This is a genomic window from Mesorhizobium sp. CA15 (assembly GCF_020165215.1).
Taxonomy (GTDB): Bacteria; Pseudomonadota; Alphaproteobacteria; order Rhizobiales; family Rhizobiaceae; genus Mesorhizobium.
In genome coordinates, this window is sequence record NZ_JAIUHQ010000002.1 from 401,710 (window position 1) to 423,866 (window position 22,157).

Genomic DNA, 22,157 nt, shown 5'->3' on the forward strand with positions numbered 1-22,157 from the left:
GGCCGGCCGCATGAAGATCACCGCTCTGACCACCTATATCGTTCCGCCGCGCTGGCTGTTCCTCAAGATCGAGACCGATGCCGGCATCAGCGGCTGGGGCGAGCCGGTGGTCGAAGGCAAGGCGCTGACGGTCGAAGCGGCGGTCAAGGAACTGGCCGACTATCTGATCGGCAAGGATCCGCGTTTGATCGAGGATCATTGGACGGTGATGCATCGCGGCGGCTTTTATCGCGGCGGGCCGATCCTGATGAGCGCCATTGCCGGCATCGACCAGGCGCTGTGGGACATCAAAGGCAAGGCGCTCGACGTGCCGGTGCATGAATTGCTCGGCGGCAGGCTGCGCGAAACGATCAAGGTCTATTCCTGGATCGGCGGCGACCGGCCGGCGGAAGTGGCGGCCGGCGCTAGGGATATGGTGGCGCGCGGATTCCAAGCGCTCAAGATGAACGGCACCGAGGAACTGCAGATCGTCGACAGCCACGACAAGATAGACGCGGCTATAGAGCGCGTCGCCATGGTGCGCGAGGCGGTCGGGCCGAATATCGGCATCGCCGTCGATTTCCACGGCCGCGTGCACCGCCCGATGGCGCGCATCCTGGTCAAGGAGCTTGAGCCCTACCGGCTGATGTTCATCGAAGAGCCGGTGCTCAGCGAAAACCGCGAGGCGCTGAAGGAGATCGCCGCACTCGGCTCGACGCCGATCGCGCTCGGCGAACGGCTCTACAGCCGCTGGGACTTCAAGTCGGTGTTCGAGGAAGCGGTCGTCGACATCATCCAGCCGGATCTCTCGCACGCCGGCGGCATCACCGAATGCCGCAAGATCGCGGCGATGGCTGAGGCCTATGACGTGGCTGTGGCGCCGCACTGTCCGCTCGGGCCGATCGCGCTGGCCGCATGCCTGCAGCTCGACGCCGTGAGCTACAATTGCTTCATCCAGGAGCAGAGCCTAGGCATCCACTACAATGCCGGCAATGACCTGCTCGACTACGCCGCCAACAAGGACGTATTCCGCTATCAGGACGGCTATGTCGCCATTCCCGATGGGCCGGGCCTCGGCGTCGAGATCGATGAGGACTATGTGAAGGAGCGCGCCAGGGAAGGACACCGCTGGCGCAACCCGGTCTGGCGCCACAATGACGGCTCATTCGCCGAGTGGTAGGCCAAGATTCCGACCGACTGGTTTGTGAGACGACCGCTGCGGCCGGAAGGTGCAAGCAACATCTCCCGAGCGGCGCGCGCGTGGCGGGATCATTGAGCAACTTGAGCACGTCAAGTGATAGGACGCCCTCCGACTGCGGAGTCCGGTGTTGGCGTTGAGGACTCGTTGAGCTGCCATTCTGGTACCAACTCATCGATAGGCGGCGACCCCCGGGCTAAACCAGTTCCACTTCGGTCATGTCCGCGATCACCGCATTACGACGCGACGTATTCAGATCGGCGGACCACCGGGTCTTGTTTCTGTCGAGCGACGACGAGGACGCGACTGCTCACGTCGCGGATTTGGCCGAACAACTCGGGTTCGCACCCGTCAAGCTGGGAAAGCTCAATGAGGGAGGCCTGCTGGTGCACGCGCGTGGCCGCACCTGGGGCCGCTGATCTCACAGGACCTGTTCAAGAAGGAGTGGTAACAGATTTACTGTCCACTGTCAGAAGTGCAGCTTGCTCGGGCCTCGCCTATAGGAGTCCACGCGGGCTGAATCAAAATCGGAGGGCCCGGAAGCGAAGGCGGCTCACTGGTTCGTGGCGCTGCGATAGATGTCGAGCACGCGTGTCACGCTGCCGATTAGAAGTCCATGCGCAGTCGGCCTGATGCGGCCCGCGCCGACCTCGACATCGAGGTGGCCGATATATTGGCTGATTAGCGGGCGGGGAATATCCCTGTCGCCAAGCGCGGCCAGCAAGGCTCCGGTTGCTTGCTGCGCGCCGGCGGACTGCCAATAGTAACGGATACGGTCACTGAAGGAGAAATGTCGCTGCAGGCGTTGCTCGTCCAATGTACCGGAATAGTAGTTGCGCCAGTTGTCGGGCGAGGCGACCATCACCCGCTCCATCGCCGCTTGCAGATTTTCCCGGGATGGGTCGGGCACCATCTGGTCGGCGATCAGACTGAGGCCGTAGAGCGCCTCGCGCAGCGCGAAGGTAAGCCATGGGCCGACTTTGAGGATGGCGAAACCTTCACGCACCAGCATGCCCAGCGCTTCCGGCGGCTGGTAGTCGGTCGAATGCGCTTCGAAAACGAATTGCGGCATGCGTTTCAGGACAGCGACCAACTCGATCGCCTTCTCCGGCGCATAGGCAATGACGTCGGCATTGCCGAATTCGACACCGGGCTGGACGACGACGCCGATGACCCGGTCAAAGGCCTCGTCCAGCCCACGGCTTGCAAAGGCCCGGCGGTGGAGCTCGACGGAACGGTGCGCGTCGTCCGGCTTGGTCACCTGCATATGTTCGAGCGGCTTCAGAGCACCGCCAGGAGCCGGCACTTCGGTACCGATGATGTAGACGGGTTTCTCACTGCCGGTGCGCGCGACGGCCGCCTCGGCGACCTTGGCAAGCTCGGCCGCGCGGGTGGCAATCGTCTCGTCGGGGAGCCGTACCGGATCGTCGGCACAGGCCATGCTGGTGTCGAGATGCAGCTTGGTGAAGCCGGCCGCCGCATAGGACTCGATCATCGCAGCCGCTTTCCGCATCGCCTCGGCAGCGGAGTCCTGCTTCCAGGGATTGGGTCCAAGATGGTCACCGCCGAGGATCAGACGATCGAGGGGAAGACCGGCCCTGCCAGCATGCGTTTCGACGAGGCGGCGAAAGGCGGCCGGCGCCATACCGGTGTAACCGCCTTCGTGATTGACCTGGTTGCAGGTCGCCTCAATAACGACATCGGCGCCGTGCAGCACGCCATGCCGGAGTGCCGCCTCGATCACCAGCGGATGCGCCGAGCAGATCGAGGCGATACCTCCCCTGCTACCCGCCGCGCGCCGCGCGCCGATGGCCGCCAATCTCTCGGTCGCGCAGTTCATGCGCCTGTCCCGGCCCTGGCGATGAAAGCCTCGACATCTGCGAGCCGGTGAATGCCTTCCATGGGTCCCTTCCGTGTTACCGCAAGCGCGCCGCAGGCGTTGGCGATGCGCAGCGCCTCGGCAGGCGCGGCGCCGCGCAACCAGAAGGATACGAAGGCGGCTCCGAAGCAGTCGCCAGCGCCGGTCGGGTCCACTTCGTCGACTGCGAATCCGGGCATTGCGACCAAGCTCTGGCGATCGTGATAGATGGCGCCGGCCGCGCCTCTCTTTAGCACGATGCAAGATATGCCCCGACCAAGCAGTTCGACGATTGCGCCCTGCTCGTCGCCAGCTGAAGAGAACAGGAGCAACTCGTTGCCGCTGGGCAGAAAGATATCGGTCTGCGCCAAGACGCCCTCGAGCGCCTCGCGCATGCCGGCGTCCTGCATGATCTCGCGCCGGATGTTGGGGTCGAAGGACACGGTGCCGCCCCTGCCCCTCACGGCCGCGATCGCGGCGAGCACAACTTCGGCCGACTTGTCCGAGAACAGCGAGGAGCCCATGACATGAAAGTGGTCGGCGTCGGCAAGCAAGTGTCTTGCGGCATCATCGATGGCAATCAGGCCCGCCGCGCTGTTGGAGATGTTGAAGACGAAATGCCTCGAGGCATCGGCCAGATAAGTGACGAAGGCGGTGCCGGTGGCATGGCCCCGGTGTGATGTGATTGCCGAAACGTCGGCGCCGAGCGCGCGCAACCGGTCAATGTTCAGCTGACCAAAATCGTCCTCGCCGATGGCGCCGATCAGGCCTGCGGGCTGACCAAGCGCCGCCGCTTGGCCAATGAAGATCGCCGGGGCGCCGGACGGAAACGGACCTACCAGCGGTCCAGGCTCGAGAAAGCTCTGGCCTATCCGTTCAGCCATAATCTCGACGAGGATTTCACCGGCGCAGACCAGCTTCTTCATCCATGACCTCCGGGATTCGCCGCCGCACGGCTGCTCCGTCCGCAAATTCAATATGGCGTCGAAATTTTTACGTCAATTAATTATTTTTACGCATGCAATAATTTCTTTCGACGCGTTGAAACTTGTAAAACTTCCTGTAAAATTTCAACTTGCGCTCGCGGGTCGGCGCACCGTAGTGATGGCGCCGGGGCAACACATGGACGCATCCATTGGAAGTTCCGCGGCGCGAGGGCTTTAAATGTCGACGACGCACAAGACCATGGAGGATTTCGCCCGCGCCTGCGGCGTGTCTCGGCCAACCTTGTCGAAATATTTCGACGATCCGGCCAGCGTGAAGCCGGCGACCAGAAAACGGATCGAGGAGGCGCTGCGCTCGTCCGACTACCAGCCCAATCTTTTTGCCCGCAACCTCAACCGGAAGCGCACCCGCAGCATTGGCATCGTCGTGCCGACGGTCACCGATCCATTTTACTCCGAGATGGTCAGCCGGATCGAGCTCAGGCTACGCGATGAAGGCTATTGGCCGGTCGTCATTTCCTCGCATGGCTCGACCGAACTCGAGATCGAAGCCACTCGGACCGTCTTGTCCCTGAAGGTATCCGGCGCGCTGATCGCGCCGCTGGGCAAACGATCCGATCAGAGAACCCTAGAAAAGCTCACGCAGACCATCCCGATTGTTTATTTCGACACCTTTCTGGAAGGTGACACGCCATTTGTGGGCAACAACAACGCCAAGAGTGTCGCGACGATCGTGGACTACCTTTGCCGTTCCGGCGATGCCCCGGTTTATTTCGACATCCCACACGTCAATCACAATTCGGCGGAGCGATTGAGCAGCTATGTTGCCTCGATGCAGCGACTGGGATTCGAGCCGACCGTCTTTGGCAACACCGACAACTACACTTGGGACTTCGAGCGCATCGGCTACGAGCAGACGGAGAAGATGCTCGACAATGGCGGTCTACCGGGCAAGACCATCCTGTGCGCCAACGACCGCCTCGCCTTCGGCGTCATGGCGGCGGCCTTTTCGACGGGCCTGAAGGTGGGACGCAAGACCGACTGCGACCTACGGGTCGCAGCGCATGATGACCATCCGCTGAGTCGCTACACCTGTCCGGCGCTCACCACCATGGCGCAGGATTTCGCCGCGATGGCAGGCCGCAGTGTCGAGACGCTGCTTGCAATGCTCGACGAGAATGCGGCCGCGGTGACGCCCAGGGTCAGCCTCGACGCAACGCTGGTGATGCGCCAATCGGCCTAGGCTGTGTCAAACGCCGGATCGAATTCGCGCCAGGCCGCAACAGCAGCCTCGACCGCCTGACGCGACGCCGGACCATGGCGGCCCGTCGAGACGAAGCCGTGGATCTGGCCCGGCCAGCGCTCTAGCACGACCGGAACGCCGTCGTCTTGGAGACGCGCGGCATAGGCTTCGCCCTCGTCGGTGAGAATGTCGTGGCCTGCGATGCCGACAAAGGCGGGAGCGGCCCCGGCAAGACTCTTTGCCTTGAGCGGCGAGACACGCCAGTCATTCATGTCGGCGGCGCTGCGGACATAGTGGTCGCGGAACCAGGCCATGGTCCTGGCGGTCAGGCCAAAACCTTCGCCGAAGCGGCGATAGCTGTCCGCCGTCTGAGCTGCATCGGTGTTGGGATAGAACAGGAGCTGCGCGGTCGGAGGGCATTTGTCATCGCGGGCAAGCAGCGCCAGCACTGCGGCGAGGTTTCCGCCGGCACTGTCGCCGGCAACGGCTATGCGGCTGGGATCGACGCCAAGCCCACCGGGCATATCCTGCATGAAGGAGAGAACGGCGCGGCAGTCCTCGACGGCAGCCGGAAACTTGTGCTCCGGCGCCAGCCGGTAGTCCGGCGAGACGACGACGCATGAGGCGATGTTGGCGAACCAACGGCAGATCTCGTCATGGGAATCGAGATTGCCGATGACCCAGCCGCCACCGTGCAAGTAGAGCAGCGCCGGCGCATTGGCTGTCGGCGCGCCCTGCCCTCGATAGATGCGAAGGTTGAGAGGGCCACCGGGCCCGACGATGGTTTGTTCGCACACCGAAGCGACGGGCTCGCGCTCGCCTTGCAGCCCGGGGAAACCGTGGTCGTAGGCGCGTCGCGCCTGCTCGGGCGTGCCTGTCTCGAAAGGCGGCTCATGCGCCTGGCGGCCGAGTTCGAGAGCCTTCCGCGCCTGCGGATCGAGCGGGGACAACACGGGGGCTCAGGCCAGCAGGCTCGCCGCCTCGTCCTCGCCAAGCAGCGGCGGCTGGTCAACAGTGCCGACGATGGCGACCGAGTTGCGGCTCTCGCCCGAGGCGAGGATGGCCTCCATGATCTCCAGCACATGCAGCGCCAGCTCGCCGGAAGCGCGCGGCTTTCTCTTCTCCGACAACGAACGCGCCAGATCAGCGACGCCGAGCATGCGGTAGTTGGCGCGATCTGGCGCCGCATAGGGCCAGTTGCGCGCGCCATAGAGCTCGCTTTCGCTGGCGAAATCCTTCCAGTCAGCCCCCCGCGCGGAAACCGAGACCGTGCCGCCGAAGGTGTCGGGATCGGGCAGCCTGAGCGACCCTTCCGTGCCGTGCAGCTCGATGGGGTGGTTGGAGTGCTTGAAGACGTCCCACGAGGCGCCGAAGGTGACGGTGACGCCGGAGCGGAACTCGAGCAGCGACAGGATATTGGTCGGCGTGCCGACCCTGAAGCTGGTGTTCTTGTATGGGCCGTCGGCAATGATCAGCCGCTCCTCCTGGCCGCGGGTGGCCATCGCCATGACACGGGTGACGGGGCCGAGCAGGTTGACGAGCATCGTCAGATAATACGGCCCCATGTCGAAGACCGGGCCGCCGCCTGGCTGGTAGTAAAATTGCGGGTTCGGATGCCAGTGCTCCATGCCGCGCCCCATCATGAAGGCGGTGCCGGTCACGGCCCGCCCGATCGCGCCCTCGTCCATCAGTCGGCGCGCGCGGCGTCCGGCGGCGCCGAGGAAAGTATCGGGAGCCGAGCCCAGCAGCAATCCCCGTTTCGCCGCCTCCGCCACCAGCTTGCGACCATCGCTGGCCGAGGTGGCGAGCGGCTTTTCGGTGAAGACATGCTTTCCCGCCGAGAGCGCCGAAAACGAGATGTCGAAATGTGCCGCGGGAATGGTGAGGTTGAGGACGAGATCGACCTCCGGGTCGGCGAGCAACGCATCGACGCCGAGAGCGCGGATGCCATATTCCTTCCCGCGCAACACAGCCATCTCGGCGGAAATATCGGCGCAAGCGCGCAATTCCACACCGGCAAAAAGTGCGGCGTTGCGTAGATAGGTCATCGAGATGTTACCGCATCCGATGACGCCGACACCGAGCTTCGCTCCTGAATTTGTTTGCATTTCCCTTTCGACCTCCCAATCGGCGACGCCCGAGACAAGCCATCGCGACAGCGACGGACAATTTTCGTGACTCGCTATAGCGCATTTTAAATCTTGACGCGCGTAAAATTTTTATAGAGCATATGAAAACGCTGACCCAGCATCACAGGCCGCGGGCCTTGTAAATCAAGAGAATAGGGAATTATGAGCCTAGGGACCAAAGTGCGCCTTGCGCGCCTCTTTTCGCATCCATCGGGGAATCTATTTGGCGGCGCGGTCGACCACTTCGTCGGCTACGGCGACGTGCGCAAAGGCGGCCTTGCCGATCTGCCCGGCGCGCTGGCCCGCGTCATGGCGGGGGAGCCCGACTATGTCAGCATCCAGCCCGGCACCGCGCGCCACCTTTGGCCCCAATATGCGGGCAAGGCTTCCCTGGTAATCCAGGCCGGCTGTTTCACGCCGGACGATCGCATCAGCGAGTTGATCGCGACGCCGGAGGATGCGGTGCGCGCCGGCGCCGACGCGTTGGCCGTTGCCATTCCCGTGCGCGGCGCGACCGAGGGCAAGTATATACGCTGGCTGACCGATTCAGTGAACGTGGCGGCCCGATACGGCATGCCGGTGGTGGCGCATATCTATCCGCGCGATTTCACCGAGGGAACAAAGATCGTCTTCACGCCCGACGAGATCGCCTATGCGGCGCGCATCGGCTACGAGTCCGGCGTCGACGTGATCAAGATCGGCTACACGGGCGACTTCGAGTCCTTCCGGGAGACCGTCCGGACCTGCCCTGTGCCGGTCGTCATCGCAGGCGGGCCGAAGACCGATACGCTGCTCGGCGCGCTTCAGCAGACGGCGGACGCCATCCGTGCCGGCGCGCGCGGCGCCGTGGTAGGCCGCAACCTCTGGGGGCACGGCGATCCACAGAAGGCAGCGCTTGCCTTTCGGAGCGTCATCCATGACGGGCTTTCGGCGCAAGAAGCGCTTGCGAAGGCGGGCGCCTGAACCATGCCCAGCGTCCCCTCGATCCTCGGCTTCGGCGCCATTGCGATAGACGACATCGTCTATGTCGATCAGCCGTTGTCAGCGGGCAAGGGGAAGGTTCTGCAAAGCACGCGCGCTTTCGGCGGAAATGTCGCGACGGCCCTTGCCGCCGTCGCGCGGCTCGACGGAAGCGCCGGCTTCATCGGGTGGCTGGGCACCGCCGATGACGATGCCGTGTTGTGCGACCTCGTCGCCAGCGGCGTTGAAACCGCGTTCGCGCCACGCCATCCCGACGCGCGCCCGGTACGCTCGTGCATCACCGTCGGTTCGGACGGTGACCGGTTCATCGCCTATGACGATGACGCGATGCTGGGCACCGCACCGGACTTTCCGGACGAGATCCTCAGCCGCGCGACCGTCCTGATCGTCGACAGCTACGCGATCCGCTCGCTGGATGTCGTGGCCCGCGCTCGTGATCTCGGCCTTGCTATTCTCGGCGATATCGAATGGAGCGTCGGCCCAGCCACGGACAGGCTGATGATGCTCTGCGACCATCTCATTCTTCCGCTTGGCTTTGCGCGGACCGCCACGGGCCGCCGAGCGCCCGCCGAGATGCTTGATGCCTTGTGGTCGCCGTCGCGCTCCGCCGTGGTTCTGACCGATGGCAGTCGGGGCGTCTATTACCGCGGACGGGAGGATACGGCGCTATGGCACCTGCCTCCGCACCGGGTTGCCGTCGTCGACTCGACCGGGGCCGGCGACTGCTTTCATGGCGCCTATGCCCATGCATTGGCGAGCGGAGCCGATACCGCGGGCCGGGTGGCATTTGCTGCCGCGGCGGCGGCGCTTTCGATAACTGGGCGTGGCGGACGCGAGGCGCTTCCGACCGAGAACCAGGTCACGGAATTGCTGGGATCGGCGAGCGCGCCATCGGCGGTCGAACTGAAAAGCGCGCAACTCGATACCGGAACATAGGCTGAAAACACCCGGGAAATTTTCACAAGCAAAAAAACCAAGGTGAAAAACAAAAATCATCGCCTTTGACTTGTGGAGGGAGGAATATGGCGGAAGTCATCCTTGAGAATATCTGCAAAACCTACGGGAACAATTTTCGCGCGATCGACCGATTGAACCTGTCGGTCGAGGACGGCGAGTTCCTGATCCTGGTTGGGCCGTCCGGCTGCGGCAAATCCACCGCCTTGCGGATGATCGCGGGATTGGAGGACATCACCAGCGGCAGCCTTCGCATAGGCGGCGTCGACGTCGTAGACATGCCGCCCAAGGACCGCGACATCGCGATGGTCTTCCAGAGCTATGCGCTCTACCCGCATATGACAGTGTCCGAAAACATCGCCTTCTCGATGCGGCTGGCGGGCAAGCCGAAGACCGAGCGCAAGAAGCGCGTGGACGAGATCGCCAAGACCCTTCAGCTGACGTCGCTGCTAGATAGCAAGCCCGCCAACCTTTCCGGTGGACAGCGCCAGCGGGTTGCCATGGGCCGCGCCATGGTGCGCGAGCCAGCCGCCTTTCTCATGGACGAACCGCTCTCCAATCTGGATGCGAAACTGCGCGTCCAGATGCGCGCCGAGATCACCAGCCTGCAAAAGCAGCTTGGCGTGACGACCATCTATGTGACCCACGACCAGACCGAAGCGATGACCATGGGAGACAGGGTCGCGGTGCTGAAAGGGGGCGTGCTGCAGCAGGTCGACACACCGAAGCGGCTCTATGAATCGCCGGTCAACGCCTTCGTCGCCGGCTTCATCGGCTCGCCTTCGATGAACCTTTTCGAAGGGACACTGACGGGCGACGAACTGACTGCCGGCACCTTTGCCATCCGGCTGCAGGATGCAGCCTTCGAGCGCAGATCGGGCCTGAGGTCGTATGCGGGGCGCAAAATCGTCTTCGGGATCCGGCCGGAGCATCTCTATGACAGCAGCCTCGAATCCGGCCGCAAGTACCAGACGCTGCCGGCAAAGGTGACCTCGATCGAAGAGCTCGGGTCGGAACACATCGTCCATCTCAACATCGAGGCGGTCCGGGTGGATTCAGGCGACCCGGACGCGGTGGAGGACTTCGGCCTGGCGTCGAATGCGGTGGCGAAATTCGAACCGGAAAGCGCGGTCCGCTCCGGCTCGGAAATCCGGTTGGCCCTGGATGATACCAAGCTCCATTTCTTCGATCCCGAGACGCATCTGGCGATCTGAAGATTTGCGGCAAGGCCAGCAGGCGGGGAGCGAGGCGCCTGCGAATGAAGACTGCTGAATAAACCAGACGATCTTCCGCATTGTGCGGCCGATCTCAAAGAAGGAGGAGAAAATGACGTTTCGGATAAAGCCCATAATCCTGAAGGTGGCCGCGGCTGCATGGCTGCTTGGCGCAACCAGCGCCATGGCGGACACGACCCTGGAATTCACCCAATGGTGGGAGCCCGAACTGCCCGCAGGCTCGCTGCGGAAGATCATGGACGAATTCGAGGCGGCAAATCCCGGCATCAGGGTGACGCTGGTCAGCGGACCATATGCGACCACGCGAGACCAGATCTCGGTCGGCGCCGCGACCGGAACGCTCAGCGATGTCGTCGGCCTCGACGGCGCCTGGGTGAACAATTTGAACGCGCAGAACGCGCTCGCCGACATGAACCCGATGATGGATGCGAGCAAGTTCGACAAGGCGCAAGTCGCGGACATCATCAAGGTGGATGGTAAGGCAGTGATGTTCCCCGTCGCTTCGTTCGTCTATCCGGTTTTCGTCAATCTGGACCTCGCCGCCCAGGCGGGCGTGACCAAGCTGCCGTCGACCCGCACGGAGTTCCTCGAAGCCGCCAAGAAGATGACCCATGCCGACAAGAACCAGTATGGCTGGGTGCTGCCGCTCTCCCTGCAAACGCCGTCCGGCGTCCAGAACGACATGATGTCGTGGGTCTGGGCATCGGGTCAGTCGATGATGGCTGACGGCAAGCCCGCCCTCGAGGGCAAGCCGGTGGTGGACATGCTCACCTTCGTCAAGTCGCTCAACGACGCCGGCACCATCTCGCCCGGCATCGCCACCAAGACCGAACAGGAAAAGGTCGAGGAATTCGTCAACGATCGAGTCGGAATGATGATCGACTCGCTCGCGCATGTGAACCTCATCCGCAAGCGCAATCCCAAGCTGAACTTCGACCTCATTCCGGTTCCGGTCGTGGAGGGCTATACGGGCAAGCGCGGCCTTCCCTATGCCTCTTGGGGCATCGGCATCTCTGCCGGCTCGAAACACCAGGAAGAGGCCTGGAAACTCGTCCAGTATCTGATGAGCGAGAAGGTCAACGCCAAGCTCGTGTCGCTGGCTAACGCCTTCCCGGGCAACGTCAACGCCAAGCCCGATTTCGTGACGTCGGACAAGGCTTTCGGGAAGGCGTTCGAAATCTTCAAGACCGGCTACCTCGCCAACGAATTCACGGGTCTGCCGGTGGCTGAAGACCTGATGACACAGTTCGACACCGAAGCCCAGAAGATGCTGGCGGGCGAGCAGTCTCCGGAACAAGCCGCGGCCAATGCTCAAAAAGGATGGACGGCGAAGTTCTGATCGGCCTGTTTTACGATCTTCGACCGGGAGGCCTGGCTTCGGGCAGGCCTTCCGGCAGCAACGTACCGGCAACGCGAGTGTTCGCGAAGCTCGCCTTCCTTCGAAGGCGTATCCCAAGGTTGGCACATGACCCGGCAGAAGCGCTCCCGTCACAGACTAAAACGAACGGTCGCACCCTATCTCTATCTGTCGCCCTCGCTGGTGATCATCGGCCTGCTGATGCTGCTACCGATGGTGACGGTGATTTCCTATTCGTTCCAAAACAGCGCGGTGCTGCGTCGCGACTCATCCTTTGCCGGACTGAAACACTACCAGGCTATCTTTGCCGATCCCGTGTTCTGGGCCTCGCTATGGCACACGCTCTACTTCACGTGCATGAGCGTCATTTTCCACATGACCATCGGCATGATCTTCGCGCTCATGCTGAACAGCGACCGCATCAATCCGACGCTGCGCAACATCCTGCGTGTGCTCTACATACTGCCCTGGCTTTTCACCGCGGTGATCATCGCTGTGATCTGGCGCCTGCTGCTCGAGCCCAACGGTGTCGTCAACAGCATTCTTATGCAGCTGGGTCTCATCGGTTCCAAGATCGAGTGGTTTTCCTCGCCCGAGACGGCGCTGCATGCCGTCACCTTCGCCAATATCTGGGCAGGCTACCCGCTGTTCATGGTCAGTCTGCTCGCGGGCCTGCAGGGCATTCCCAAGGATTTCTACGAGGCCGCCGATATCGACGGAGCGAAGGCCTACCAGAAGCTGATCTTCATCACCATCCCGCAGCTGATGCCGATCATCATCAGCATCTCGCTGCTCGACTTTATCTGGACGATGCAAGTCTTCCCGTTGATCTGGATCACGACGGGCGGCGGTCCGATCTACTCGACCGAGGTGCTCAGCACCTACACCTACAAGCTGGCGTTCTCGAGCTACAACCTGTCCCAGGCGTCGGCGAGCGCCGTGGTCATCCTGCTGATCTCGCTTGGCCTGACGCTGTTCTACGTCCGCTATCAGAAGGCCCGGTAATCACCATGAGGAAGAGGCACACGACGAAGGACAGGCTGATCACCGTCGCGCTGCATGTCGCACTTGTCGCGGGGCTGCTTTTCGCGGCCTTTCCGATCTACTGGATGCTGAGCAGCTCGTTCAAATCGAACACCGAGATCTTCGCCCTGCCTCCAACCATCCTGCCGAAAGCCTTCACGCTCGAAGCCTATGCGGCGATCCTTGGCGACCCGGTCAAGCTGCGCTTCTTCTTCAACAGCTACTTCGTGGCCTTCGCGGTGACCGTGCTGACGGTGCTGATCGCCTTGCTGGCAGCCTACGGGTTCAGCCGTTTCAATTTCCGTGGCAAGGGCAGCCTGAACACACTCATCATCAGCACGCAGACCATCCCGCCGATCACGCTTCTGATCCCCTTCTTCGGGCTCGTCGTCTCGTATCGCATCTTCGACACCTATATCGCGCTGATCCTGACCTATCTGGTCTTCACGCTGCCCTACGCGATCCTTTTGATGACGGGCTATCTGAACACCTTGCCCCGCGATCTCGACGAAGCTGTCGCCGTCGACGGCGGCACCAGTTGGACAGCGCTCTGGCGGGTGATCGTGCCGATCTCGCTGCCCGGGATCGTGGCGACGTCGGTCTACACCTTCCTTCTGTGCTGGAATGAATTCCTCTTCGCGCTGACGCTGACGAAGTCGACCTCCATGCGCACCGTCCCTATCGGCATCCAGCTTTTGATGGGGCAGCACGCTTTCGAATGGAACCAGATGATGGCGATGAGCGTGCTCGGCTCGTTGCCGCTCTTGTTGATCTACCTCATTGCCCAGAGGTTCTTCCTCGCCGGCATGACCGCGGGCTCGGTCAAATAGGCACGTCCCGTGGAGAACTAAGGAATGAAAGGATGAACGTGAGAGACCTCAAAGTCGGCTGCCAGACCTTCACCTGGGAAATGCTGGGAGACCGTTTTGCCGGAGGCCCGGACGATCTCTTGAAGGCGATTTCTAATGGCGGCTATGCCGGCATCGAGATCACAGACACGATGATCGGCCGCTATGCCGGCAAGCCGGCGGAATTCGCCGCCGCGCTGAAGGCGTCCGGCCTCACGCTCGTCTCCTTCGCCGTCGGTTCGAAGAGCGGCTTTACGCTCAAAGAGAAAATCGGCGAGGACCTCGACACCGCCAGGCGCTGGATCGACTTCGCCGCCGCCTTTCCCGGCGCGCTGGTGTCGATGGGCTCGGCGACCGTCGTGTCGGACGGGCCGCGCGAGGACAAGTTCGCCATAGCAGCGGAAGTCTACAACCGTGCCGGCGAGATCGGCCGCAAGGCCGGCGTCCAGGTCGCGGTGCATCCGAGCTCGCACCACAACACGCTGCTCTTCGACCGCGCCGACTATGACAGCATCTTTGGGTTGATCGACGCTTCGCTGGTCGGCTGGGTGCCGGACACGGGGCACATATTGCGCGGCCACAAGGACATGGCCGACACGCTCACGACCTATCGCGACCGCATTCGCTACGTGCATCTGAAGGATGTCGATGCGAACGGCGCCTGGGCGATGCTCGGCAAAGGGGTCTGCGACACGGCGAAGGTGATCGAGATCGCAAGTGCTGCCCCCTACTTCAACGGCTGGCTGGTGCTTGAGGAAGAATCCGAGACTGCCGCCGCCGATCCGGCCGGCGCGGTCAAGACCAACCGCCAGACCATGCGCGGCTACGGGGCCTGAGACGATGATCACCAAGAAAGACCGTCGCCTTCGTGTCGGTGTGCTCGGCTGCGGGCCGATTGCGCAGTTCGCCCATCTGGAATCCTGCGTGAAGGCAAGCAACGCCGACCTCTACGCGATCTGCGATGCGGCGCCCGATCTGCTGGCGCGGATGGGCGCCACCTACGAGCCGCGGAAGATGTATGGCGACTATGACGAAATGCTCGCAGATCCGCAGCTCGAGGCGGTGATTGTCGCCACGTCGGACGCCTATCACGTGCCGATGTCGATCAAGGCGCTGGAAGCGGGCAAGCATGTGCTGTGCGAAAAGCCGATCGGCGTCTCAGTCGAGGAAGGCGAGAAGCTTGCCGAAGCAGTCACAAGCTCGGGCAAAGTGCTGCAGGTCGGCCACATGAAGCGCTTCGACCCGGCGCTGGAGGCGGCGCGCGATTTCGTGCGCGACGAGATGGGCGAGATCCTGGCGCTCAAGGCCTGGTATTGCGATTCCACCCATCGCTATACCAACACCGACGCGGTGCAGCCGCTGCCCATCACAAGCAAGCTGGCGAAGAAACCGGGCGGCAATCCAAAGGCGGACCTGCGGCAGTATTTCATGCTGGCGCATGGCTCGCACCTCGTCGACACGGCGCGATTCCTATGCGGCGAGGTCACGGCAGTTCGTGCCCGCCTCAACGAGCGCTTCGGCGCCTATTGCTGGTTCGTTGAAACCGAATTCGCCAATGGCGCGCTCGGCCATCTCGACCTCACCGTCGCCGTGCGGATGGACTGGCACGAGGGCTTCCAGCTCTATGGCCAGAACGGCTCGGTGATCGCGAAGACCTTCAATCCTTGGTATTTCCGCGCCAGCGAGGTCGACATCTTTCACGAGAAGGACGCAACGTCGCGCAAGCCGCTCGGCGCTGACGGCCATTTCTTCCGTCGCCAATTGGAAGGCCTCGCCGACACGGTCCTCAACGGCTTGCCGCAGCGCGGCGCCACGGTCGGGGACGGACTCGCTTCCATCCGCGCCATGGTGGCGATCTCCCGCTCGGTCGAGAGCGGCGAGCGCGTCGAGCTCGCCAGCGTGACGGGAGCGGTCTGATGCAGGTCGGGGTGTTCGCCAAGACTTTCCCGGGCAGCGAGCCCAGGAATGTGCTTGCTGCTGTCCGAGATGCGGGCTTCGCGGTCACCCAGTTCAACCTCGCCTGTGCCGGCCTGCCCTCGATGCCGGACGCGGTTCCGGACGCGGTGATCGACGCCATCAGTGCCGCTGCCAAGGCGACTGGGATCGGTCTCGCCGCTCTCTCCGGCACATACAACATGGCGCATCCGGACAGCCGGATGCGCGAGGATGGACTGCGACGGCTGGCGGTCGTCATCGAAACCGCGGCCAGGCTTTCGATCCCGCTTGTCGCGCTCTGCACCGGGACGCGCAACGCCGAGGACCAGTGGGCGTACCACCCAAACAATGCCGATCCCTCGGCCTGGGTCGACATGGCGCGCGAAATGGAGAAAGCGTTGTTGATCGCCGAGCGCCATGGGGTTGATCTCGGCATCGAGCCGGAGCAGGCCAACATCGTCACCTCGGCCGACGCCGCCATGCGGCTGATCGCTGAGATGGGCTCGAAGCGGCTGCGCATGGTGCTAGATCCAGCCAATCTGTTCGAGCGAGCGAACGCGGACCAGGCACGCTCCATCGTTGCCGAAGCGGTCGAGCGCGCGGCGGGCCATGTCTATCTGGCGCATGCCAAGGACCGCTTCGCCGATGGCCGCTTCGCCACGGCCGGACAGGGCGTGGTCGACTTCCCCGACTTCATCACTCGCCTGAAGGCCACAGGCTTCGACGGGCCGCTGGTGACACACGGGCTATCGGCCGAGGAAGCCCCTGGGGTAGCGCGTTTCCTGATGGAGCTGGTGTGATGGCGGGGCAGATGGCGCTTCTTCGCGACGGCGCGACGCTGCTCATGACCGACACGGGCGAAGGCCCGGCGGTCGTCTTCCAGCACGGGCTAGGCGGCGGCGAGGCGCAGGTCGCGCAGACTTTCCCCACCGGCTTCCGCCGCATCACGCTGGAATGCCGCGGCCATGGCGGCTCCAGCCTCGGTGAAGGGCGGCCGTTCTCGTTCGAAATGTTCGCCTACGACGTGCTTGCCGCAGCCGACCGGGCCGGCCTCGACCGCTTCGTTGCTGGCGGCGTTTCAATGGGTGCGGGAATCGCGCTGCGCCTCGCCTGCCGCCATCCGGAGCGTGTCACTGGCCTCATCCTGGTGCGGCCGGCATGGACGTTCTCGCCAGCGCCGCAGAACATGCAGCCGATTGCCGAGGTCGCCGAGCTCATCCTGGTCCACGGCCCGGAGAAAGCGAGAGCGATCTTCGCGCGATCGGAAACCGCTGCACGGCTCAATCGCGAGGCGCCCGACAATCTCGCCTCGCTGCTCGGCTATTTCGACCGGCCTGACGCCAAAGCCTTCGCACGAGTGCTGGCCAACATCGCCGCCGACGGACCCGCCGTTGCCGAACGCGACGCTGCCGCGCTCGACGTTCCGGCGCTGGTCATCGGCAACGAAATCGATGCCGTGCACCCATTGTCGACCGCCTATGCACTGGCTGCCGCGATACCCAACTCGACCTTTGCCGAGGTCACGCCCAAGGCGCGCGACAGCGCGAAGCATTTCGCGGAACTGCACGAGCAGATCAGCTTCTTCCTTCATTCCCAATCGAAAGTCCGGAGCCTTCTTCCGTCATGACCAGCAAACCTCTCTCCGGACCCGCGGCCATAGCCGCGCTGCCGCGCAATCGGCTCCTCGGCGAATTCTCGCTTTGGTCGGCGGATCTCGCCAACATGGAGCGCGACCTGAAGCGGATCGAAGCCCATGCCGACCTGCTCCACATCGACGTGGCAGACGCCCGCTTCACTCCCGGCTTCCTGTTCTTCCCGGATCTGGTGGGACGCATCGCCAGGCTGACGGCCAAACCGATCCATGTGCATCTGATGGTCGAGGCGGAAATCGTCGAGGCCCAGACGCGCCAGTTCATCGAAGCCGGCGCCGACGTCATCACCATCCACGCCGAAAACGGCAATGCAGGTCTGCGCGCGGTGAAACTGGCGCACGAACTCGGCGCCGAGGCGGGCGTGGTGCTCAGGCTCGAAACACCCGTCGATGCAATCGAGCCGTTCCTGCCTGACGTCGCGTTTGTGACGCTGCTCGGCACGTCGATCGGCGTCAAGGGGCAGAGCCTGTCCGAGCAGGCCTGTCCAAGACTGATCGAGGCGCGCGCGCTGATGCGGAAGGCCGGCCGCGAGGCCGACATCATTTTGGCAGCCGATGGCGGCATCCGACATGAGACGGTGCCGCTGCTGCGCGCCGCCGGAGCCGACACCGTGGTGCTCGGCTCGCTCGCCTTCGGCGACCCCGACCTCGCGCAGCGCATGGCCTGGCTGCATGGGCTGAAGGCCGCCGCCTGATGAGCACGCTTGCGCTTGCCTTCGATCTAGGTGGCACCGAGCTGCGCGGCGCGCTGATCGGGCGCGGCGGCGAGGTTGTGGCGCGCGTCTCGGAATCGACGATGACTGAAGCGGGATCGGAGGCGGTCATCGGCCGGATCATCGCGCTCGCGGACAAACTGCTGGACGACCACCCCCGGGCCAACGTGATCGGCATCGGCGCCTGCGCGCCTGGTCCGCTCGACCCCAAGGCAGGGATCGTCATCGGACCGCCAACGCTCTCCGGCTGGCACAACGTGCCGATAATCGACATTTTGAGCCGGCAGTTCAGCCTGCCGGTGCGGTTGGAGAACGATGCTAATGCGGCAGCGCTCGGCGAATGGCGCTTCGGCGCCGGACGCGGCGCCGGCTCGCTGGTCTTCGTCACCGTTTCGACCGGCATAGGCGGCGGCGTGATCGCCGATGGCCACATCTATCACGGCCGGCGCGGGCTGGCGGCCGAGATCGGCCACATGACGATCACCGGAGAAGGCGATCGCTGCTTCTGCGGCAATGTCGGCTGCTTCGAGGCTGTCGCTTCGGGCACCGCTCTCGGGCGCCGGGCGACGCGGCTCACCGCCCCTGGCGACGGCTCGCAGTTGCGGCGGCTTTCCAAAGACGGCGACGTCTCGGCCCGCCATGTCGTCGAGGCCGCGCGGACAGGGGATGTGGCGGCGAGCGACTTGGTCGAGGCGGAGGCGAAATGGCTCGGCATCGGCTTCACCAATCTTCTGCATCTCTATTCGCCTGAGGTGATCGTCATGGGCGGCGGACTCGCCAACGGCTTCGACCTGCTGGCACCGGGGATCAGGGCAACCATCGCGGAGCGCGCCATGCAGGCCTATCGCGACGTGCCGATCGTGCCGGCCGAGCTCGGCGACCGCGCCGGGCTGGTCGGCGCGGCAAGCCTGATCCTGTGGGAAGGCGAACCGGGCACGGCGTTGGCCATGGTGCAGAACGACTAAACCGAGAGCGCGCCGGCAGAGGCTCGGGGCCCGGTAAGCCGTGGCCGAAGCTCAAGTTGCTGCGGAAATCTGTCGGTCGGTGGAGATCATCGAAGGGAGCCTTCCGGCACCTGGACCATAAAATGCGCTGCATTCCATTTTAATTCTTGACGTACGTAAAATTATTTCGAAACATGCGATAATGCTGATGTGACATCGTCAGCGCTCTGGGAGGAGCAACGTCTGACATGAAAGAAACCCGAACCGGGTGCCGTACGCTCGCACTAGCTTGTCTTTCCAACGCAAGCGCCGAGCTCGCGTGTGTTTCGTCAGCCATGCCGTTCGCAGAACAACGAGCCGACAACCAAAAATTTGGAGGAGGAAGATATATGCGCACGTTCAATTGCCTGGCGCTCGGCGCTGGCCTGCTTGCCACGACGCTTGCCGTGCCCACGCACGCCGAAGACGCCACGGTCGCGGCGATCGTCAAGGGCCTCGACAATCCGTTCTTCCAGACCATGCAGAAGGGCATTGAGGAACAAGCCAAGGCCGACGGCGTTGGTGTCACCGTGCAGGCCGCCGCCAATATGGGCGATGCGACGGGGCAGGCCGACAAGCTGACGGCCATGGCCCTGCAGGATTATGATTGCTACCTGGTCAATCCGATCAGCGTCTCCAACCTGGTGCAGGCTCTGGTGCCGGTCGCCCAGAAGAAGAAGCCGATCGTCAACATCGACTCGACCATCGATGCCGAGCAGGCCAAGGCCGCGGGCTTCGCAGTCTCGACTTACATCGGCACCGACAACGTCGCCGCCGGCGCGCTGGCCGGTGAGGAGATGCTGAAGCTGGTGCCGAAAGGTTCCAAGGTGGCGCTGATTGCCGGTATCGTCGGCGACGTCGGCTCGAACGCCCGCATCAAGGGCTTCAAGCAGGCGGTGGAAGGTAAGCTGGAAGTGGTGGTCATGGTGAGCGCCGACTGGGATCGCGAGAAGGCGCTGACTGCTGCCACCGACATCCTGGCCGCGCATCCGGATCTCGCCGGCTTCTTTGCCGCCAACGACATCATGGCGCTCGGCGTCGAGCGGGCCGTGCGGACATCCGGCAAGGACGTTAAGGTGATCGGCCTCGACGGCATTGTCGACGCACTGAAATCGGTCGCCGCCGGCGAACTCTCCGCCACGGTTGCGCAGTATCCATACGTGGTCGGCGCAATGGGCGTCGAGGCGTGCAAGCTTGCCGCAATGGGAAAGAAACTGCCCGCCAACGTGCCGGCGCCGGTGCTCCTGATCAACAAGGACAATGCGGAAGCCTCGCTGAAGAACTTCCCGCGTCCAGGCGGCGACTATCCGGATCCCTTGCGCGAGATGCTGAAGTGAGCGTTCCAGCCGACAACGCGCCCGCCTCTCGACAGGCGGGCGTCCAAGAGGAGAGCCGCCCCTCCCTGGCGGCTCTCCTCATCGATCCTTCCTTCTGGGCCGACTGGGCATCCGTCGTCGGTCTGGTCGGCCTCGTCATCCTGTTCGGCGTCACCTCGCCAGTCTTCCTCAGCGTCGCCAACATGCAGGCGATGCTGCTTGCCGCCGCGATCCTGGTGGTGTTGTCGATCGGCCAGACCTTCGTTGTCGCCACGTCCGGCATCGACCTTTCGCTCGCAGCCTCCGTCATGCTCGGCGCGGTCATCCTCGGCCTGGTCAATGCGGCAGGTCTCGGCATCTTCGCCGCCTGCGTGCTCGCGGTGCTCGCCACCAGCGCCATCGGCTTCATCAACGGCGTGCTGATCACCACCGGGCGTATTCCCGATTTCGTGGTGACGCTCGGCACGCTCTCCGGCATCACCGGTGTTGGCCTCATCCTGTCGGGTGGCGAGCCGACCATGGTGGGCTCGACGTTCCTGCTCAAGCTCGCGTCAGGCAATCTCGGGCCAGTCGGCTATCCGGTATGGGTGGCGATCGCGGCCGTCGTTGTCGCGCATGTCGCGCTCTACCACACGCGGTTCGGCGTGCATCTGCTTGCCACCGGCGGCCAGGCCGAGAGCGCCAGCGCGCTCGGCATTCGCACGAACCGGGTCAAGATCGCCGCCTATACGATCTCCGGCTTCTGCGCCGGCATCGCGTCGATCCTTCTGGTGGCGCGCATCGGCTCGGCCGAGCCGCAGATCAACACGAGCCTGCTCCTGAACTCCGTGGCGGCCGTGGTGCTGGGCGGGGTCAGCCTGTTCGGCGGCCGCGCCAGCATCCTGGGACCGGCCATTGGCGCGCTGATGCTTACGGCCCTCGTCAACGGGCTGACGCTGCTCAGCGTTTCGGCCTTCTATCAACCACTTGCCGTGGGCGTGATCGTGGTCCTGGCGGCGCTGATCATGCGGTATCAGAAATGAGCACCGTCAATCACATCGCGCCCTCCGAGGCGATCCTCGCCTGCCAAGGCCTGAGCAAACATTTCGGCGGCATCCGCGCCTTCACCGATGTCGGGTTTCAAGCCCGGCGAGGTGAGGTCACCGCGGTGATCGGCGACAACGGTGCCGGCAAGTCGACGCTCATCCGCTGCCTCGTCGGCGTGCATGTGCCTGACGGCGGCACGATCTATTTCGACGGTCGCCAGCACCCGTTCTCCAATCCGGACGAGGCGCGAAAATCGGGCATCGAGACCGTGCATCAGAACCTGGCGCTGATCGACGAATTGACGGTGGCGCAGAACCTTTTCCTCAATCGTGAGATCGTGCGCCGCATCGGCCCGTTCGTCCTGCTCGATCGCAAGGCGATGAAAGACCAGGCGCGCGCCATGCTGTCGCGGCTGTCGATCAACGTGCCGTCCGTGACCCAGCGCGTCCGACGTCTCTCGGGCGGCCAGAGGCAGGCGATCTCGATCTGCCGCGCGGCGGGGTCCGGCGCCAAGCTGGTGGTTATGGACGAGCCGACGGCGGCGCTTGGCGTGCAGGAAACGGCAAATGTCGAGGCCCTTATCCGCAAGCTGCGCGAGCAGGGCGTGAGCGTCATCCTGATCAGCCACAATTTCGATCAGGTGCGACGGCTCTCCGACCAGATCTGGGTGATGCGCGCCGGCAAGATGGTGGCGACAGTGCGCTCGTCCGAAACCACCGGCAACGAGCTCGTGGCGCTGGTGACCGGCGCGGCGTGACGGCCGCGCCGCGCATGGAATTTGAAA

General features: G+C 63.6%; 21 protein-coding genes and 1 pseudogene. 18 read left to right on the plus strand and 4 right to left on the minus strand.

The genetic code is table 11. The features are described 5' to 3' along the window. The first annotated feature begins 10 nt into the window (after positions 1 to 10). Complete coding sequence (gene dgoD / locus LB515_RS05360; RefSeq protein ID WP_224706986.1) at positions 11 to 1,159, plus strand: galactonate dehydratase; 1,149 nt, start codon at positions 11 to 13, stop codon at positions 1,157 to 1,159. Positions 1,160 to 1,440: 281 nt separating this feature from the next. Next, positions 1,441 to 1,628 (plus strand): annotated as a pseudogene (locus LB515_RS05365) (NADP oxidoreductase coenzyme); the annotation flags it as partial. A gap of 102 nt (positions 1,629 to 1,730) precedes the next feature. Here the strand turns inward: LB515_RS05365 and LB515_RS05370 are convergent. Both LB515_RS05370 and LB515_RS05375 read right to left on the minus strand, forming a co-directional pair. Beyond that, positions 1,731 to 3,017, minus strand: coding sequence for a D-tagatose-bisphosphate aldolase, class II, non-catalytic subunit (locus LB515_RS05370; protein WP_224706987.1), 1,287 nt, complete (start codon positions 3,015 to 3,017; stop codon positions 1,731 to 1,733). Next, positions 3,014 to 3,961 (minus strand): sugar kinase, encoded by a 948-nt coding sequence (locus tag LB515_RS05375; protein ID WP_224706988.1) that lies wholly within the window; start codon positions 3,959 to 3,961, stop codon positions 3,014 to 3,016. The genes LB515_RS05370 and LB515_RS05375 overlap by 4 nt, the downstream gene beginning before the upstream one ends. A 238-nt stretch (positions 3,962 to 4,199) precedes the next feature. On the opposite strand from LB515_RS05375, the gene LB515_RS05380 reads away from it, so the two are divergent. Then, the gene (locus LB515_RS05380; protein ID WP_224706989.1) at positions 4,200 to 5,222 is read left to right on the plus strand and encodes a LacI family DNA-binding transcriptional regulator; all 1,023 of its coding nucleotides are present in this window, start codon (positions 4,200 to 4,202) and stop codon (positions 5,220 to 5,222) included. On the opposite strand, the gene LB515_RS05385 is transcribed toward LB515_RS05380, so the two are convergent. Both LB515_RS05385 and LB515_RS05390 read right to left on the minus strand, forming a co-directional pair. Further along, the gene (locus LB515_RS05385; protein ID WP_263490182.1) at positions 5,219 to 6,172 is read right to left on the minus strand and encodes an alpha/beta hydrolase; all 954 of its coding nucleotides are present in this window, start codon (positions 6,170 to 6,172) and stop codon (positions 5,219 to 5,221) included. The two genes, LB515_RS05380 and LB515_RS05385, sit on opposite strands and share 4 nt — an antisense overlap. 9 nt (positions 6,173 to 6,181) lie before the next feature. Next, entirely contained in the window at positions 6,182 to 7,330 is a 1,149-nt protein-coding gene (locus LB515_RS05390; RefSeq protein WP_224706991.1) for a Gfo/Idh/MocA family protein, read from the minus strand. Between the two features lie 183 nt (positions 7,331 to 7,513). Here LB515_RS05390 and LB515_RS05395 point away from each other — a divergent pair, with 183 nt between their 5' ends. The 15 genes from LB515_RS05395 to LB515_RS05465 all read left to right on the plus strand — a co-directional run bounded on the left by LB515_RS05395 (position 7,514) and on the right by LB515_RS05465 (position 22,130). Then, positions 7,514 to 8,314, plus strand: coding sequence for a class I fructose-bisphosphate aldolase (locus tag LB515_RS05395; protein ID WP_224706992.1), 801 nt, complete (start codon positions 7,514 to 7,516; stop codon positions 8,312 to 8,314). A 3-nt stretch (positions 8,315 to 8,317) separates the two neighbouring features. Beyond that, positions 8,318 to 9,268 (plus strand): PfkB family carbohydrate kinase, encoded by a 951-nt coding sequence (locus LB515_RS05400; RefSeq protein ID WP_224706993.1) that lies wholly within the window; start codon positions 8,318 to 8,320, stop codon positions 9,266 to 9,268. A gap of 86 nt (positions 9,269 to 9,354) precedes the next feature. Next, on the plus strand, positions 9,355 to 10,500 hold the full coding sequence (locus LB515_RS05405) for an ABC transporter ATP-binding protein (RefSeq protein ID WP_224706994.1): 1,146 nt from the start codon (positions 9,355 to 9,357) through the stop codon (positions 10,498 to 10,500). A 112-nt stretch (positions 10,501 to 10,612) separates the two neighbouring features. Next, entirely contained in the window at positions 10,613 to 11,860 is a 1,248-nt protein-coding gene (locus LB515_RS05410; RefSeq protein WP_224706995.1) for an ABC transporter substrate-binding protein, read from the plus strand. 126 nt (positions 11,861 to 11,986) lie between these two features. Further along, positions 11,987 to 12,883 (plus strand): carbohydrate ABC transporter permease, encoded by an 897-nt coding sequence (locus LB515_RS05415; protein ID WP_224706996.1) that lies wholly within the window; start codon positions 11,987 to 11,989, stop codon positions 12,881 to 12,883. A gap of 5 nt (positions 12,884 to 12,888) precedes the next feature. Beyond that, positions 12,889 to 13,731, plus strand: a complete 843-nt coding sequence (locus LB515_RS05420) for a carbohydrate ABC transporter permease (RefSeq protein WP_224706997.1) — start codon at positions 12,889 to 12,891, stop codon at positions 13,729 to 13,731. Positions 13,732 to 13,763: 32 nt separating this feature from the next. Continuing rightward, positions 13,764 to 14,585 carry a sugar phosphate isomerase/epimerase family protein gene (locus tag LB515_RS05425; RefSeq protein ID WP_224706998.1) on the plus strand — a complete coding sequence of 274 codons (822 nt, stop codon included), beginning with the start codon at positions 13,764 to 13,766 and terminating at the stop codon, positions 14,583 to 14,585. A 4-nt stretch (positions 14,586 to 14,589) separates the two neighbouring features. After that, a complete protein-coding gene (locus tag LB515_RS05430) occupies positions 14,590 to 15,666 on the plus strand; it encodes a Gfo/Idh/MocA family protein (RefSeq protein WP_224706999.1) in 1,077 nt (358 codons plus the stop codon). Further along, positions 15,666 to 16,484 carry a sugar phosphate isomerase/epimerase family protein gene (locus tag LB515_RS05435; protein WP_224707000.1) on the plus strand — a complete coding sequence of 273 codons (819 nt, stop codon included), beginning with the start codon at positions 15,666 to 15,668 and terminating at the stop codon, positions 16,482 to 16,484. The genes LB515_RS05430 and LB515_RS05435 overlap by 1 nt, the downstream gene beginning before the upstream one ends. After that, positions 16,484 to 17,311, plus strand: coding sequence for an alpha/beta fold hydrolase (locus tag LB515_RS05440; protein WP_224707001.1), 828 nt, complete (start codon positions 16,484 to 16,486; stop codon positions 17,309 to 17,311). The genes LB515_RS05435 and LB515_RS05440 overlap by 1 nt, the downstream gene beginning before the upstream one ends. Continuing rightward, a complete protein-coding gene (locus tag LB515_RS05445) occupies positions 17,308 to 18,030 on the plus strand; it encodes a ribulose-phosphate 3-epimerase (protein ID WP_224707002.1) in 723 nt (240 codons plus the stop codon). Before LB515_RS05440 ends, LB515_RS05445 begins: the two co-directional genes overlap by 4 nt. After that, entirely contained in the window at positions 18,030 to 19,013 is a 984-nt protein-coding gene (locus LB515_RS05450; RefSeq protein ID WP_224707003.1) for an ROK family protein, read from the plus strand. The genes LB515_RS05445 and LB515_RS05450 overlap by 1 nt, the downstream gene beginning before the upstream one ends. 368 nt (positions 19,014 to 19,381) lie before the next feature. Further along, positions 19,382 to 20,368 carry a substrate-binding domain-containing protein gene (locus LB515_RS05455; RefSeq protein WP_224707004.1) on the plus strand — a complete coding sequence of 329 codons (987 nt, stop codon included), beginning with the start codon at positions 19,382 to 19,384 and terminating at the stop codon, positions 20,366 to 20,368. Beyond that, a complete protein-coding gene (locus LB515_RS05460) occupies positions 20,365 to 21,369 on the plus strand; it encodes an ABC transporter permease (RefSeq protein ID WP_224707005.1) in 1,005 nt (334 codons plus the stop codon). Before LB515_RS05455 ends, LB515_RS05460 begins: the two co-directional genes overlap by 4 nt. Further along, positions 21,366 to 22,130, plus strand: a complete 765-nt coding sequence (locus LB515_RS05465; RefSeq protein ID WP_224707006.1) for an ATP-binding cassette domain-containing protein — start codon at positions 21,366 to 21,368, stop codon at positions 22,128 to 22,130. The genes LB515_RS05460 and LB515_RS05465 overlap by 4 nt, the downstream gene beginning before the upstream one ends. Positions 22,131 to 22,157: the final 27 nt, after the last annotated feature.